The organism is Mucilaginibacter paludis DSM 18603 (genome assembly GCF_000166195.2).
GTDB lineage: Bacteria > Bacteroidota > Bacteroidia > Sphingobacteriales > Sphingobacteriaceae > Mucilaginibacter > Mucilaginibacter paludis.
The window spans coordinates 2988037-3004549 of sequence record NZ_CM001403.1; the positions used below are offsets into that span (position 1 = coordinate 2988037).

Annotated in this window: 14 protein-coding genes; 9 read left to right on the forward strand and 5 right to left on the reverse strand. The window is 42.3% G+C overall.

Annotated elements, in window-relative coordinates; genetic code table 11:
- Nucleotides 1-217: 217 nt before the first annotated feature.
- Nucleotides 218-1675 carry a DASH family cryptochrome gene (locus MUCPA_RS12540; protein ID WP_040625886.1) on the reverse strand — a complete coding sequence of 486 codons (1458 nt, stop codon included), beginning with the start codon at nucleotides 1673-1675 and terminating at the stop codon, nucleotides 218-220.
- 354 nt (nucleotides 1676-2029) lie between these two features.
- Between MUCPA_RS12540 and MUCPA_RS12545 the strand changes: the two genes are divergently transcribed.
- The 6 genes from MUCPA_RS12545 to MUCPA_RS12570 all read left to right on the forward strand — a co-directional run bounded on the left by MUCPA_RS12545 (nucleotide 2030) and on the right by MUCPA_RS12570 (nucleotide 8727).
- Nucleotides 2030-2683 (forward strand): TetR family transcriptional regulator C-terminal domain-containing protein, encoded by a 654-nt coding sequence (locus MUCPA_RS12545; protein WP_008506773.1) that lies wholly within the window; start codon nucleotides 2030-2032, stop codon nucleotides 2681-2683.
- A gap of 167 nt (nucleotides 2684-2850) precedes the next feature.
- A complete protein-coding gene (locus tag MUCPA_RS12550) occupies nucleotides 2851-4191 on the forward strand; it encodes an ABC1 kinase family protein (RefSeq protein ID WP_008506774.1) in 1341 nt (446 codons plus the stop codon).
- Between the two features lie 122 nt (nucleotides 4192-4313).
- Nucleotides 4314-5441 (forward strand): ATP-binding protein, encoded by a 1128-nt coding sequence (locus MUCPA_RS12555; protein WP_008506775.1) that lies wholly within the window; start codon nucleotides 4314-4316, stop codon nucleotides 5439-5441.
- 181 nt (nucleotides 5442-5622) lie between these two features.
- Nucleotides 5623-7077 carry an SDR family oxidoreductase gene (locus tag MUCPA_RS12560; protein WP_008506777.1) on the forward strand — a complete coding sequence of 485 codons (1455 nt, stop codon included), beginning with the start codon at nucleotides 5623-5625 and terminating at the stop codon, nucleotides 7075-7077.
- 151 nt (nucleotides 7078-7228) lie between these two features.
- A complete protein-coding gene (locus MUCPA_RS12565) occupies nucleotides 7229-7657 on the forward strand; it encodes a CBS domain-containing protein (RefSeq protein ID WP_008506778.1) in 429 nt (142 codons plus the stop codon).
- 161 nt (nucleotides 7658-7818) lie between these two features.
- Entirely contained in the window at nucleotides 7819-8727 is a 909-nt protein-coding gene (locus tag MUCPA_RS12570; RefSeq protein ID WP_008506779.1) for a TIGR01777 family oxidoreductase, read from the forward strand.
- Between the two features lie 64 nt (nucleotides 8728-8791).
- Here the strand turns inward: MUCPA_RS12570 and MUCPA_RS12575 are convergent, their stop codons facing one another.
- From MUCPA_RS12575 to panB, 3 genes are all read right to left on the reverse strand, one after another.
- Nucleotides 8792-9979 (reverse strand): class I SAM-dependent rRNA methyltransferase, encoded by a 1188-nt coding sequence (locus MUCPA_RS12575; RefSeq protein ID WP_008506780.1) that lies wholly within the window; start codon nucleotides 9977-9979, stop codon nucleotides 8792-8794.
- 139 nt (nucleotides 9980-10118) lie between these two features.
- Complete coding sequence (locus MUCPA_RS12580; protein ID WP_040627425.1) at nucleotides 10119-10808, reverse strand: RluA family pseudouridine synthase; 690 nt, start codon at nucleotides 10806-10808, stop codon at nucleotides 10119-10121.
- Nucleotides 10809-10933: 125 nt separating this feature from the next.
- Entirely contained in the window at nucleotides 10934-11749 is an 816-nt protein-coding gene (panB, locus tag MUCPA_RS12585) for a 3-methyl-2-oxobutanoate hydroxymethyltransferase (RefSeq protein ID WP_008506782.1), read from the reverse strand.
- A 388-nt stretch (nucleotides 11750-12137) separates the two neighbouring features.
- Between panB and carA the strand changes: the two genes are divergently transcribed.
- Together carA and MUCPA_RS12595 are read left to right on the forward strand one after the other, a co-directional pair.
- The gene (gene carA, locus MUCPA_RS12590) at nucleotides 12138-13235 is read left to right on the forward strand and encodes a glutamine-hydrolyzing carbamoyl-phosphate synthase small subunit (protein ID WP_008506783.1); all 1098 of its coding nucleotides are present in this window, start codon (nucleotides 12138-12140) and stop codon (nucleotides 13233-13235) included.
- A gap of 123 nt (nucleotides 13236-13358) precedes the next feature.
- Nucleotides 13359-13856 (forward strand): DUF6438 domain-containing protein, encoded by a 498-nt coding sequence (locus tag MUCPA_RS12595; RefSeq protein ID WP_157543890.1) that lies wholly within the window; start codon nucleotides 13359-13361, stop codon nucleotides 13854-13856.
- Nucleotides 13857-13914: 58 nt separating this feature from the next.
- On the opposite strand, the gene MUCPA_RS12600 is transcribed toward MUCPA_RS12595, so the two are convergent.
- Nucleotides 13915-14520, reverse strand: a complete 606-nt coding sequence (locus MUCPA_RS12600; protein ID WP_008506785.1) for a porin family protein — start codon at nucleotides 14518-14520, stop codon at nucleotides 13915-13917.
- A 264-nt stretch (nucleotides 14521-14784) separates the two neighbouring features.
- On the opposite strand from MUCPA_RS12600, the gene MUCPA_RS12605 reads away from it, so the two are divergent.
- Entirely contained in the window at nucleotides 14785-16512 is a 1728-nt protein-coding gene (locus MUCPA_RS12605) for a glycoside hydrolase family 3 protein (RefSeq protein ID WP_008506787.1), read from the forward strand.
- Nucleotide 16513: the final 1 nt, after the last annotated feature.

Genomic DNA, 16513 nt, shown 5'->3' on the forward strand with positions numbered 1-16513 from the left:
AAAAAATGAACAGCCGAATACAAAACCTAAAATGAGATAACACATTAAATAGCAATGCAGCAATATTTGTTTGCTATTGGTGGTGAAATATATTGCGAATATACTGAGTGAGTAAAGATATGCCCTCAATAGCGACAGCTATTAAACCGATGATCAGGGTGTACTCTTCGAAGGAATTCATGGCCTGTTTTGTTGTATTTATATTAAAACGCCGGGCTTAAGCAAATAGTGTAGCGCCCTTGTCATTTATTGACGTGACCGCCAGGTTGATGATCAATTTTGGATAGTTAACCCCCAATTCAACTTTATAAAGCTTAAGGTCGGCCTCGGTTAAAAAGAACGGCGTTTGCACAAGCTTGGCGGGTATCATGGTTAATTCGGGGATCCATGTTTTCACATATTCGCCTTTGGGGTCGTATTCTATGGCTTGTTTAATTACGTTTAAGTGGCGGTTCTCGCGCGGATCGTTCCCTACACCGGCAACGTAGGCCCAATTGCCCCAATTGCTGGCTGGCGAATAGTCAATCAGTTTTTCCTCAAAATAAGCAGCGCCCTTTGTCCAGTTTACCTTTAAATCTTTCACCAAAAAGCTGGCTACATTTTGCCTTCCGCGGTTACTCATAAAGCCTGTGGCATTAAGTTCGCGCATATTGGCGTCAATAAACGGCACGCCGGTTTCGCCGGCTTTCCATTTTTCAAACAGTTCATCCTCATGGGGTACAACCTCAGGCGCCTGGCCTTTAAAACCACCGGCTTTAAAAAACTGGTTACCGTATTTTTTAAACATAAAGCGGAAATAATCGCGCCAAAGCAATTCAAAAATCAACCAGTAGGTTGAGTCGTTTGCACCGCGCTCTTGTTCATAACGCTTTACCTCCCAGTAAACCTGCCTTACAGATAAGCATCCCACAGAAAGCCAGGGCGAAAACTTAGACGAATAATCTGCGCCTAACAAGCCATTACGGGTGGTTTTATATGTTTTGAGGCAGTCGCTTTCCCAGAAATATTCGTGCAGCCGTTTCAAAGCCTCAGTTTCTCCACCTTTAAAATGCAATACAGCACGGCTATCGTCAACAGGTTCATCAAACCCTAATTGCTGCAACGTTGGGATTTCGCCCGGATGATCGATAGGCGGAATACTAATGTTCCCCGGTGTTTCAAAACACGGCCGAATGCTGCTATCACGTTCTACCTTTTTACGAAACGTGGTAAAAACATCCGGAATATCCTTAATCGGAAAAGGTAAGTCTTCTTTATGATAAAAAGTGTGGCCGATAAAATGCTTTAAATTGAGTTTCTTTTTCCATAGTACAGCCTCAACTTTTGCCGAGATATCGGTTTCTTCAAAGGCTACCTCACGATGATGATAAACCTCGGATACATGATACTCTTCGGCTAACTGTGGGATGATGTCTACGGGATCGCCCGAACGGACGATCAGTTCGGCACCATGTTGCTGTAACGTTTTACGCAGATCGGCTACAGCCTCTAACAAAAAACGAGTTCTGAAATCTCCGGTTTTACGCGTGCCGTAACGGGTGATTTTAAAATAGAAATTATCAAAGCAGAACACGGGCAAAACCTTGTCAGCCTTACGAAGGGCCTCTACTAAAATTTCATTATCGTGTATGCGAAGATCGTTTCTAAACCAAACCAGTATCGTTTTTTCACTCATGTTGTAACCTTGCCAATAAACCAAAGAAAGGTTTGTTTATGTAAAATTGCAAATTATTTATTTTTTCTGCACGGTTTGTTGCAATATTTGACATCTTCTCAACATTAGCACGCTTTTGCAGCTTGTTCTATCAAAAACCATTGTAACAAAAAGCCATTGGTTAGGGCTCACTTTTAATATAACATAACTTTGACAATATTGCTCATCCGGATGAACACAACGTACGTATAATAACGTTATACTTGTTAGATTTGTACTGCCAAAATCCTAAACCTCGCTTTTTAAGAAATATCCGGGCCCGGTTAAAGGTTAACAATAATAGGAATAAGTAAACTGAATAAAAAAACAAAAATCATGGCTACTAAAGAAAGCATCCAAAACGCCTACATCGATTATGTGTTGACAGTAGGCGAACAACCTAAGTCGGTTTATATTTTTGCTAAACAAAATGAAATGGCCGAAGAAGAGTTTTATAACTTTTTTGGCTCGTTTAATGCGATTGAACAAAGTATATGGACGGATATGGCTGCGAAAACCATCGCCGAAATTCAAACCCAGGAAGTTTGGTCGGGGTATACATCGCGCGAGAAGGCACTATCGTTCTTTTACAGCTTTTTTGAATTTGCCAAAAGCAAACGCAGCTTTGCAACCTATAGTGCTAATAAAATAAACAGAGGCTTTGCTACACCAACAGTTTGGCAGGGCTTAAAAAATGAATTTGAAATATTTAGTACCGGAATTTTGCAAGATGGTATTGAAAGTGGTGAACTAACCGACCGGAAATTTTTTGCCGATAAGTATAAAGATGCATTATGGATACAATTTGTATTTGTACTCAACTTCTGGACCAATGACATGTCTGCCGGTTTTGAAAAAACCGACGAAGCTATTGAGAAAGGGATAAATGTAACCTTCGACCTTTTTCAACGTTCGCCTATTGATAACCTGCTTGATTACGGCAAATTTTTGGCTAAAAACGGCGGCATTAAAGAGAAGATGGGATTTTGAGGAAAAAGTCCATGGCCCATGGTTGACAGTTCATGGTGGCCTCGGAATGACGATCTTAAATATCGTTGAAAAATACATCAGAAAAATCCCTATGGTACGTGGCTAATATTCCATGGCTGCTACGGAAGTATAAATTAACCGGCTCTATGGACTATGGACCATAGACTATGGCCCCCAAAAAAAACATGAGCGAACAACCCAAAGAGCAAAACAGCATACCAACTACCAAAGTACAGCGTTCGGCCAAATTTGTTACCACCGGTTTTAAAATCGGCGGTAACTATATCAAGCACTATTCTAAAAAATTATTTAACCCGGATTTAAATAAAGACGAGTTAAACCAAGATAATGCGAGCGACATTTACGAATCGTTAAGCGAGCTGAAGGGCAGCGCCTTAAAGGTAGCGCAAATGCTAAGCATGGATAAAAACCTGCTTCCCAAAGCGTATACCGATAAGTTTTCCCTGTCGCAATATAACGCTCCACCCTTGTCGGGCCCGCTGATCGTTCAGACATTTAAAAAACTGTTCGGCAAAAGCCCGGAGCAGATTTACGACAAATTTGAATTAAAATCAACCAACGCCGCATCCATCGGCCAGGTACACCGTGCCGAACTGAATGGTAAAAAGTTGGCCGTGAAAATCCAGTATCCCGGCGTAGGCGATTCCATTTCGTCGGATTTAAAACTCGTAAAGCCCTTTGCGTTCCGCTTATTAGGTATGAGCGAGCGGGAACTGGACATTTACATGAATGAAGTTGAAGAGCGCCTGGTTGAAGAAACGGACTATGAGCTGGAAGTACGCCGGTCGATACAGTTTTCTGAAGCTTGTGCTAACCTGGACAACCTGGTTTTCCCTGAATATTTCCCCGAGCTATCCCGCAAACGGGTAATCACCATGAGCTGGATTGAGGGGATGCACTTAAAGGAGTTTTTACAAACTAATCCATCACAGGAGTTGCGCAACACTATCGGGCAGGCCATGTGGGATTTTTACAATTTCCAACAGCATGAGCTGCGCGCGGTGCATGCGGATCCGCATCCGGGCAACTTCCTGATTACTCCAGATGGCAAATTAGGAATTATTGATTTTGGCTGTATTAAAGAAATGCCTGATGATTTTTATTACCCTTTCTTCTCCACCACCTCTACCGATCTGTTGGAAAACAAGGAAGAAACCATCAAGGCCTTCCGCCAGTTAGAGATGATACATGCCAAGGATAACCCGCAACAGGTGGAGTTTTATTATACCCAGTATAAAGAAATGATAGGCCTTTTTGCCAAGCCTTACATGACAGGGAAATTTGATTTTGGCGAAAACGAGTTTTTTGATAACCTGTATAGCTTCGGCGAAAAAATAGCCCGCATGCCCGAGTTTAAACAAGCCCGCGGTGTAAAGCATTTTATTTATGTAAACCGTACCAATTTCGGTTTGTATAATATACTGCATGAGTTAAAAGCACAGGTGAATACAGATACGTTTAAGCCGCATGTTTTGCTGGCGTATTAGTAGAAGGCAAGGCTCGATAGATACAATTAGAATTATAATATCTGCTTGCGAATCCTGTTTCATTATGATATTTTTGGATTGAAATCCAAATTCACTATGTATTTTAGGGATTTAACTTTGATATGATTAAAAGAAGCTTACAAACAGCGATAGAAAGACGACTTTTTAAAGGTAAGGCTTTGCTCATTTTTGGGCCGCGGCAAGTAGGTAAATCAACTCTTATTGAAGCTATTTTGAATAATAAGGATCATTTATATCTCAATGGGGATGATGCGGATGTGCGTGATATACTCACCAATACTACCGCCACTAAACTAAAGACGATTATAGGAAATAAGAAAATACTGTTTATCGATGAAGCACAACGCGTTACCAATATTGGCTTAACTATAAAATTGTTTACCGATCAGATTAAAGATGTGCAGGTAATTGCAACCGGCTCATCCGCTTTCGAACTTTCAAGTCAGGTTAACGAGCCACTCACAGGCCGTAAATATGAATTTATGCTTTTTCCGTTGAGTTTTAACGAATTAGTGCAGCATACAAACCTGATTCAGGAAAAACGAATGATTGAACACCGGATGATTTTTGGTTACTACCCCGAAATTGTTACCAAGCCGGGGGAAGAAGCAGAACTGTTAAAACTGCTGGCGGGTAGTTATCTTTATAAAGATCTGCTCATGCTTGAACAGGTAAAAAAGCCCTTAATCCTCGAAAAATTATTAAAAGCACTTGCCTTGCAAGTTGGCAGCGAGATCAGTTATCACGAATTGGCGCAAACTATTGGAAGTGATAGCAAGACGATTGATAAATATATCGACCTACTTGAAAAAACTTATGTTGTATTTCGCCTGCCAGCTTTTAGCCGGAACGTTCGCAATGAAATAAAAAAAGGAAAAAAAATTTATTTTTATGATTGTGGAATCCGTAATGCCATCATCAATAGCTTTAAACCGCTAAATTCAAGAACCGATACTGGTGCATTATGGGAAAACTATATCATTGCCGAACGCATGAAACATCTGCGATACCATAACCTCGATACTACCCAATATTTTTGGCGTACTAACCAACAACAGGAAATTGATTTAATTGAAGATGAAGGCGAACAACTGGCAGCGTATGAATTTAAATGGAGTTCAAAGTCGAAGGCACGGTTCCCACAAACTTTCACAGATAACTATGCAGGATCAAAAACCTTAGTTATTACTCCAGACAATGTTGAAGACTTTTTATTGAATAATACTTAGCATCATACGATAACCTCATTGACATGGATAAAACAACTTACACTACAAAATTATCCTTCAACGCCCTATCTTTACTAAACGTAAAACCGGGTGGGGGCAAGCCCCAAAATGGCAGTAAGGTTAATATTACAGATTAAACCAATTCATTAAAACACCCCACCCCTTTCCTTGTTGCATAAGCATGAAAGTGTTGATAACAGGTGCTAACGGCTACATCGGCACAAGGCTGCTTCCGGTTTTGCTGGAAAAAGGCCATGAGGTTGTTTGTCTTGTGCGGGATAAGCGACGATTTAAAGAGAAAAGTGATTTTGGCGACAAGGTAAGTATTATTACAGGCGATTTGCTGAAAGAGCAGTCTATAGAAGCATTCCCCACAGATATTGATGCAGCTTATTACCTGGTACATTCTATGGCCGATGATAAGGAGTTCTCTAATTTGGAGGCGCTTTCTGCCCATAATTTTGTACAAGCGCTGGATAAAACCAATTGCAAGCAAATTATTTTTTTAGGTGGCATTGCCAACGATGATCAATTGTCTAAGCATTTACTGTCGCGCCAGCATGTGGAAACCGTGTTAGGCGAAGCCAGGGCTGCACTAACTGTTTTACGGGCGGCGATAGTTATCGGATCTGGCAGCGCATCGTTCGAGATCATCCGAGACCTGGCCGAAAAACTGCCTGTAATGACAGCGCCACGCTGGCTTAACACGCGCTCGCAGCCAATTGCTATACGTGATGTATTAGGTTACCTGGAAGGGATTTTGCTGAACGAAAAATCATACAACCAAACTTTTGATATCGGTGGGCCAGATATTTTAAGCTTTAAGGATATGCTGCTCATTTATGCCAAAGTGCGCAAGCTTGACCGTAAAATTATCATCCTGCCGTTTTTATCACCCAAAATATCATCCTACTGGTTATACTTTGTAACCTCTACCAGCTATCAATTAGCGCAAAGCCTGGTAGACAGCATGAAGAACGAAACTATTGCACACGATAACCGGATCAATGATATAGTACCCCGCCAGTGTTTACATTATGAGGAAGCGCTTAACCTGGCCTTTGTTAAGATAGAACAAAACTCCATTGTATCCAGTTGGAAAGATGCCCTTAACCTGGGTTACCTGCATACCGACTTTATGGACCAGATTAAAGTACCGCAAAATGGCACGGTTGAGTTTAAAGTTAATATCCCGTTTGAGGAAGATAGTGAAGAGGTACTCAACAATATTTGGGCCATAGGCGGTAACCGGGGTTGGTATTATTGGGACTGGATATGGAACCTGCGCGGTTTTATCGATAAAATTGTTGGAGGCGTAGGTTCGCGCCGTGGCCGTACCAGCAACATCAATATCTCGCCCGGCGATGTGCTTGATTTTTGGCGTGTGTTGCTGGCCGACAAAAAAAATAAACGCCTGCTGCTTTATGCGGAAATGAAATTGCCCGGCGAAGCCTGGCTGGAATTTAAGATCTGCAAAAAGGACGGAAAAAATTATTTGAGCGAAGTAGCCACGTTTAGGCCCAACGGCTTATGGGGCCGTGCCTATTGGTATTTGATGTGGCCTTTCCATTTATTTATTTTTAAGGGAATGGCTAACGAGATCATCAGTTTTAAACATAAACACCTGATTGCCTGAATTTATTTTTGATGTTAGCAAAACAAATACTAAATTAGCTAACCAAATATAAACTTCTAAAAAAACTCACGAATAACTTGTGCGGGGCGCAAAATATAGGATAAGCCACTCACATAGTTGCTCATTTATTCATTTTCAAAATGTAATTACGATGAAGAAAATCAGGAACATTCTCGAAAACAAAGGACATCAGGTTTACGCTGTTTCTCCGGAAACATCTGTTTATGATGCCTTACACATGATGATGGAAAAAAACATCAGTTCTCTGCTCATCATGGAAAATGAAGTATTGAAAGGCATTTTTACAGAACGTGACTATGCGCGCAAACTGGTGTTGATGGGCAGATCATCCAGGGAGACACCCATAGGCGAGATTATGACTGCAAACTTGTTTACTATAACCCCCAGCGAAACCATAGATCATTGCATGGAAATGATGAGCACCTACAAAATACGCCACCTACCTGTTATTGACAATAACAGGGTAACGGGCATGGTGTCTATTGGTGATGTGGTGAAATTCATTATTGAAGATCAAAAACGAACCATTCAGCAATTAGAAAGTTATATAGCGAGTTGACCCATGGTCGATGCCTCATAGTCGATGCTCCGTCCACCATGGTCAAAAATATTTTCATTAACCATTCATGAGAAGGATAATGAGAATTGAATGTTAGTTATGAAGCAAAAAAATAGTCATTAATTTAACTATGGACTATCGACCATGGACTGAACAAAAAAATGAACAAACATATCTTAATAACCGGCGGTACGGGTTTACTTGGTAAGCAACTAACAGCCGCACTCCTAAAAAAAGGCTATAGTGTTTCCCATTTAAGCCGTCAGAATAATAATGCCGATGCTAAAGTAAAAACTTATTTATGGAATGTGGCTAAAGGCACTATCGACGCCGATTGTATCAAAGGTGTTGATTTAATCGTGCACCTGGCCGGTGCCGGCATAGCCGATAAAAAGTGGACTTCTGAGCGTAAACAATTACTGATAGAGAGCCGAACCAGATCAATAGCTCTTATTTACGATTTGCTTAAAACCAAACCGAACAAGGTTAGCAGCGTAATTTCCGCGTCGGGTATTGGCTATTATGGTGATCGGGGCAATGAACTGCTGACGGAAGAAAGTTCGCCGTCTGCAGATTTTATGGGCGAATGTTGCGTTAAGTGGGAACAAGCCGTTGACGAAGCCGCAAAGTTAGGATTGCGTGTTGTAAAATTCAGAACCGGGGTGGTTTTAACCACCGAAGGGGGTGCCCTGCCTCAACTGGCTCTGCCTATCAAATTCGGATTTGGCACTGTATTAGGCAACGGCCAGCAATGGATACCCTGGATCCACCTGCAAGATGTAATAGATATGTATATCCTCAGTATTGAAAACGAATCGCTGTCTGGCGTTTACAATATGGTTGCACCTGTACCCGTAACCAATGAGTACTTTACCCAGGCGGTAGCCAGGCAATTACATAAACCATTATGGCTACCCAAGGTGCCCGCCTTTGCATTAAAGCTTTTTTTAGGCGAAATGAGTACGGTAGTTTTAGGCAGTACCAAAGCCTCGCCCGGCAAAATCGAAAAAGCTGGCTTCCATTTTAGATATATTACCGTGGAAGATGCGCTGAAGGAGATTTATAAGTAGCATAGTTGAATATATTGGCTGTGCTGAAACAACCAATATATTCAAGCAATTAAAACACCCCTTTTTACAAAACCCTGCACAACAATCCCTTCAAATACTCCCCTTCCGGAAAAGTGGCACTTACGGGATGATCGCCAGGCTGGCAAAACTGGTGGATAAACTGAACTTGTTTCCCGGCGTCTAAAGCGGCCCAGGCTATAATTTGTTTAAAGGTAGTCATGTCCATTGCTCCCGAGCATGAAAATGTGGCCAGTAAGCCACCCGGTTTCAGGATCAGCATTCCTAAACGGTTCAGATCTTTATAAGCTCTTGAGGCACGTTCTAAGGCTGAGCGCGAAGGCGCATATTTGGGTGGATCGAGTACTACAATGTCAAAAGTTTCACCCTCTTCACGAAACTTGCGCAACTGTTTGTTCACATCAGATTGTATGGCGCGGTGATCGGGCTGCTCAAAATCGTTCAGTTCAAGGTTACTTTTTAAGGTCTCGATAGCCAGGGCCGAGCTATCCACACTGGTTACCGATTTAGCTTCGTTCTGGAAACAGTTGAGGGTAAATCCCCCCGTATAGCTAAAACAGTCGAGCACGGTTTTTCCGTTGGCATAATCGGCCAGTATACGCCGGTTATCGCGCTGATCGCAGTAAAAGCCCGATTTTTGCCCTTCGGCGATGTTGATTCCATACCGTATGCCGTTCTCTACTACCTCTACCAGTTCGGGCGGCGGGCTACCTGCTAAAATACCAAATGATGGTTGCATACCCTCATGCTCGCGCGATGAGGCATCACTCCTGTCGAAAATACTGGCCGGGTTCAGCAGCTTCTGTAATTCGTCAATAATAACGGGTTTGATGTTTTCCATACCCGATGTTAATATTTGTAGGGAAAGATGATCGGCATACTTATCAACGATTAAGCCGGGAAGATAATCGGACTCGCTGAAGATTAAGCGGCAGGTATCCGTAACACCTTCCTCCAAAATACTGCTTCGCGCTGCCACGGCTACGCCAACTTTTTCTCTCCACCAGGCTTCGTCAATGGTTACCTGCTCATCCCACTCCAGTAAGCGCAGAGCCACGCGCGATTGATCGTTATAAAAACCATAGGCCATAAATTCGCCTTTGATATTCAATAAACGTACAATTTCCCCGTTTGCAGGTTTGCCTTTCACTTTTTCTATCGCGCCCGAAAATACCCAGGGATGTTTATGCAGAACTGCTTTCTCTTTACCTTTTTTTAGTACAACGTCAATCATGATGATGCAAAGGTAGCTATTTGCTTATTAGTTACGGTTATGGGTTTATAGGCAAAGGTGTTCCGCAGCGCAGTTTAAAAACCGGACAAGTAACCAACCACCGCATTAAAAGCCTTGTAACATACCCCAAAGGCCCGTTTTAAATAGCCGCCAAAGGCTCAAATTTATCCCAAAAACCATCTTTTGGTAGTTTGGCATAAATATCAACAGGTTCTTTTTTGATGGGGTGTATAAATTGGATGCGGCGCGCATGCAGGCAAATACTTTTTTTAAGGCTCCCGCGCGGATAGCCATATTTGTTATCGCCCACAATGGGGCATCCCAGCGTGGATAGCTGCACCCTGATTTGGTGTGGCCTGCCGGTGATAGGGTCAACCTCAATTAAATAGTAACCATTTAGCTCGCCAATTAACCGGTAGTTCAGTTCAGATCGTAAACTGCCCGGCACCTCATGGTCGTAGGGTTTGGTTACATTTTTTTGTGGGTTTTTAATCAGCCAATGCACCAGGTTGCCGCTCTCAGGCACTGGCCTGTTACGCACCACCGCCAGGTAGGTTTTATGAATCTCTCGGCCTTTAAACAAGGCATTCATACGCTCAAGCGCCTTACTTGTTTTAGCAAACATAATAACGCCGCTTACGGGGCGGTCCAAACGGTGCACCACGCCTAAAAAAGCGCCATTGGGTTTGTTATATTTTTTAGCGATGTATTTTTTTACTTTCTCATCAAGCGATTCATCGCCGGTATCATCTACCTGAACAATATCGCCCGCCCGCTTATTAATCGCAATCAGGTGGTTGTCCTCATAAAGAACATCCTTATCCGTAATGTCACCGCCAGCCCCCTCTAAATCTCCCCCGGAAGGGGAGACTTTGAACTTTCTATTTGTAAATTCTTTCAACGTTTTATTTTTTTTAAAAGTCCTCCCTACCGGGGAGGATTTAGGTGGGGCTCTTAGTACTGCTCTTTCTCGCTCGGGAAATCCTTTGCTTTTACATCTTTAATATACGCCTGGATAGCCTCGTTCATCACATCATACAAACTGGCATATTGCCTTAAAAAACGCGGGCGAAAACCCTTATTAATCCCCAGCATATCATGAATTACCAATACCTGTCCATCGCAATACTGCCCGGCGCCTATGCCTATAGTTGGTATGGATAAACTTTGGCTTACCTCCTGGGCCAGCTTAGCGGGTATCTTTTCCAGCACTATCGAGAAGCAGCCCAACTCCTGTAGTTTAATGGCGTCTTCACGTAGCTTGTCAGCCTCCGCTTCTTCCTTTGCCCGTACAGTATAGGTTCCAAATTTATAAATAGATTGGGGGGTTAAACCTAAATGGCCCATCACCGGTATTCCCGCAGCCAAAATACGGCTCACAGATTCGGCTATTTCTAAACCGCCCTCCATTTTTACGGCATGCGCGCCCGATTCTTTCATAATCCGGATAGACGAATTTAAGGCTTCTTTGGAATTTCCCTGGTACGATCCAAACGGCAGATCCACAACCACCAAAGCACGGTTAACGGCGCGTACAACGGATGATGCGTGATAGATCATCTGGTCAAGCGTAATGGGCAAAGTAGTTTCGTGCCCGGCCATTACATTAGATGCCGAATCGCCTACCAAAACCACATCGATGCCCGCGTCATCAAGTATAGTAGCCATCGAGTAGTCGTATCCCGTCAGCATCGCTATCTTTTCGCCGCGCTGTTTCATCGCCTGCAAGGTATTAGTGGTAATCTTCTTGATTTCTTTATGTACCGACATGATATTTTTTTATAACCGCGTCAAAGTTAGGATTATTTTAGATTTAGGTTATTTGATTTCCGAATATCAGATGTTCAATTTCGGATTTATTTTCGGGAAACTTAGGCCCCTTTACAACTATAAAATGCGGGCTAATCCTGAACTAAAGTAATTGATGACGAATTAAAACGGCGAATTGACTCAAGGCTCCGACTCCGTACTTTTGACTTACCTTGCCGCATCATCTAATCTCCATCAAAAAAGAAAAACAACACTAAAAAATTCCAAATAAACATTTACCTTTGTCTTTTGTGAATCCAGAAGTTCCATACTTCCTATTTTCTATCCAATCTCCGCGGAATTTTACCCTGTTTAACCGCTTTTTTTCAATTTTAAAGATTTTTTACAGATGAGTTATCTAATTAAATTACCCGCCATATTGTTACTGGCAGACGGGACTGTATTTTATGGCAAAGCCGCCGGAAAAATTGGAACCACCACCGGTGAGATCTGCTTTAATACCGGCATGACGGGTTATCAGGAAATTTTTACCGATCCTTCTTACTTCGGACAGATCATGGTAACCACCAACGCCCACATTGGCAATTATGGTATCCGCAAAGAGGAAGTTGAATCTGGGCATATCCAGATAGCCGGCTTGGTTTGTAAAAATTATAACATCGCTTACAGCCGTAAACAGGCCGACGAATCTATCCAGGATTATTTCCAGGAGCAAAACATCGTGTCCATTTCAGATATTGATACCCGCCAATTAGTTCGCCATATCCGTGATAAGGGTGCCATGAACGCCATCATCTCATCAGAAATAACCGACATTGAAGAGCTGAAAAAGAAACTGGCCGAAGTACCATCGATGGATGGCCTGGAGCTTTCGTCGCAGGTTTCAACCACCGAAACCTATAGCTTTGGCGACGAGAATGCCAGCAAGCGTGTGGCGGTTTTGGATTTAGGCGTAAAGAAAAACATCTTGCGTAATTTTTCTGAAAGGGATGTTTATGCCAAAGTTTTCCCGGCCAAAACCACCTTTAAAGAAATGGAAGCATTTAACCCGGATGGCTACTTTATATCCAACGGCCCCGGCGATCCATCGGCTATGCCTTACGCTATCCACACCGTAAAAGAAATTTTAGCTTCCGAAAAACCCATGTTCGGCATTTGCCTGGGCCACCAGTTGTTGGCTTTGGCTAATGATATACCAACAAAAAAGATGTTTAACGGTCACCGGGGCTTAAACCATCCGGTTAAAAACGTTATAAAAAACCACTGCGAAGTAACATCGCAAAATCATGGTTTCGGCGTTGTGCCGGAAGCCGTGAGAGCATCAGACAAGGTTGAGATTACTCACGTTAACCTGAACGATCAGTCGATAGAAGGTATACGTGTAAAAGGAAAAAAAGCATTCTCGGTGCAATATCACCCTGAGTCATCTCCCGGTCCGCACGATTCACGCTATTTGTTTGACGATTTTGTAGAGATGATGAAATAATAATAAACCCGGTTTAACGCCGGGTTTTTTTTTGCTATAGAAGCTATATTTGATTAACAGAATAATAATTCTGTACCAAGGATGCATCGGTATTTTAGTCACCAATTTCTCTTTCTTTTTGTGATGATAATTGGAGTTTCATGTGGCGAACCCAAAGTGAGGCTTAATTCAATTCGCGAAGTACAACTCAGGTCAGGCATGTGTATGGGTGAATGTCCGGAAATCATCGTCAGTATCGATAGTTTGTTGAATTATAAATTCCATGGAGGCCGCTACGCTCTTAAACAAGGATATTTCACCGGTAAAGTATCGCAGGGCTTTTGGGATACCCTTAATATGCGATTCGAGCAGATACATTATCAGCAACTGCGTAATTTTTATCAAGAGCGAAGCACGGACGGCCCTCACTGGGATGTCATCATAAAATACAGCAACAATACCAAATACATATCAGCAAGCCCGTCGGGATTAACCGATAGTGTTGAATCTGTATTTAACACTTATTTGCGGAGTTATACATTAACTAAACTGGCGCGGACTAATCACTCGCTAAATTTTGATCTGTTTAAAGGATGGGTTAAAACTAACGACATTAAGTTTCCTCCTCCCGATAATCAATAAAAAAGCCCTCTCCCTAACGGAAGAAGGCTCCTAAAAAAACTATTACTCAAAAAAAATCTTAATAAATTTTAAACCCTAAGCCAAACTGGAATACCTGGTTACGGTATTGTGGAGTTTGGGAGGTTCCGTTCTCGTTGTTCTTTTGTAAATCCAGCGCATAGCGGGCATGAAAATCAACAGATTTACTGAGATCAAAGCTTAAACCAACCACACCGGCAATCAGGTTTTTCCGAAAATTGTCCGAATCATCGTTATACTGTTTTTGTATAGTGGTTGAAAATCCGTTAGTATAAGTGTTGGTAGTTGAGGTTAAAAAGGACACCTGCGGACCAATCACCACATTCAACCCTTCGGCCAATTTTACTTTGGCTAAAATCGGGATGTCTATAAAATTAGTGGTCTGGGTAAAATCGCCGATGCTGGTTTTGGCCTTGTATCCTTTTTGGGCAAATACAATTTCCGGAGCTATCGATAGCGGGCTCACAATCGGAATCTCTACTGTAACGCCAGCATTAAAGCCGGCTTTGTAACTGGTACTAAAGTTATCGTCGTTTGTTTTAATGATGTTGGATACGTCAAGTCCACCCTTAATACCCAACTTAACCTGCGCGTTTACTGCCCCTGCAATAAACAGGCTTGCAACTAAGAATATGATTTTTTTCATTTTGATTTATACTTGATTGTACGGTTGTATGAAATAAATGTGCCATTAAAACGCACCGGGGTTACGGCGAAAATAATTTAACCAACAAATAGGGCCAGTTACATTAATAACCAGTTTTACAAATTAAAGTTAAGTAATAGTTAAATAGTACAAAATCCCTGAAACTGTATAAATTAATGTACAGTAATTGAAAATTTACAGTTGAAGCGCACAATTTATTAGTGCTTATTTCAGATTAAGGCGCATAATTAATAGTTTTGGTTTATGGCATTTTCCGGCACTTTTAAAAGCATACCTATACTTTTATTAATCTCAATTACCACACAGGTATCAGCGCAAAATAAAGAAAGCTTTATAAAATCATTAAATCAGCAAAATCATTGGGTTGATTCGGTATTTAATAAGCTGAGCAAAAAACAAAAGATAGCCCAGTTATTTATGGTACGTGCACATACCAACAGAGGGCAGGCTTTTGAAGACTCGATAGGCCATGTGATTAAAAAAGAAAAAATTGGCGGTTTAGTCTTTTTTCAGGGCGGCCCCCAAAGGCAGGCGGTTTTAACAAACCGGTATCAAAAGCTGGCTAAAGTACCTCTGTTAATTGCCATGGACGGCGAATGGGGACTGGCTATGCGATTGGATTCAACAATGTCATACCCTTACCAGATGACCCTGGGTGCCATACAGGATAATACCCTTATTTACAAAATGGGGCAAGAGGTGGCTAATGATTTTAAGCGCCTGGGCATGCAAATGAATTTTGCGCCGGATATGGACGTAAACAACAACCCCAACAACCCGGTGATAGGCTACCGATCATTTGGCGATAATAAGTTTAACGTGGCCAAAAAAGGAATAGCCTACATGCAGGGCATGCAGAACAATGGTATTTTAACTACAGCCAAGCATTTCCCCGGCCATGGCGATACTGACGTGGATTCGCACTTTGACTTACCCCAGCTCACTTTTAACAGGGAAAGGCTGGATTCGTTAGAAGAATATCCTTTTAGGGAGGCTATTGCCGCCGGTATCAGCGGCATCATGGTAGCGCATATGAATATCCCGGCATTAGATTCGACCAAGAACCTGCCATCCACCTTATCTAAACCTATTATCACCGGTATTTTAAAAGATTCGCTGGGCTTTAAAGGCTTAACTGTATCCGATGCTATGGAGATGAAAGGCGTAGTCAAATTTTTCCCGAAAGGCGAAGCTGATGTACGCGCCTTTATTGCAGGGAACGATATTCTGGAGCTATCAGAAAATACAGTACGCGCGGTAAAGATGATCAAGAAGGCTATTCATAAACACGAGATCCCGAAGGAAGAGTTTGAGCGCCGGGTAAAAAAAGTATTAACAGCCAAATATTGGGCCGGTTTAAGCCAGCCAACCGAAGTATCAACATCACATCTGGCTGAAGACCTGAACCGACCGGAGGCTAAAGCCCTGGTTCAGCAGTTGTGCGATTCGGCCATCACCATGTTAAAGAACGATACTGCAGCTCCATTAGTTAAAATAAACCCCAAAGTAGCCCTTATCAGTATCGGCATAGCCAAAACAACTGTATTTCAGCAAGGGCTTAACCAGTGGTATCCTAACAGCACAATGTTTAACTTGGCTAAAAATGCCTCAGTTACAGAGCTGAAACAAATCATAGAAACGCTGAAAGGGTTTGATAAAGTAATTATTGGGGTTCATGACAGCCGCCTGCGCCCGGGTAGTAAATTGGACTATACCAGTGATGTTAAAATGTTTATCGCCGAAATGGCCTCGCACAACAATACTGCCATCAGTGTATTTGCCAACCCTTATTCTATAGCCGGCTTGCCCGGTATTGAGCAGTGCGGAACTTTGCTGATGGGTTACCAGATGAGCGACGAAATGCAGCGATCGGCAGTAAAGGTTTTAACGGGGCAAGCTAAAGCAACCGGTAAGTTACCGGTTAGTGTTAATACATTTTTCCCTTATGGCACTGGGCTGGCTGCCAGGTGAT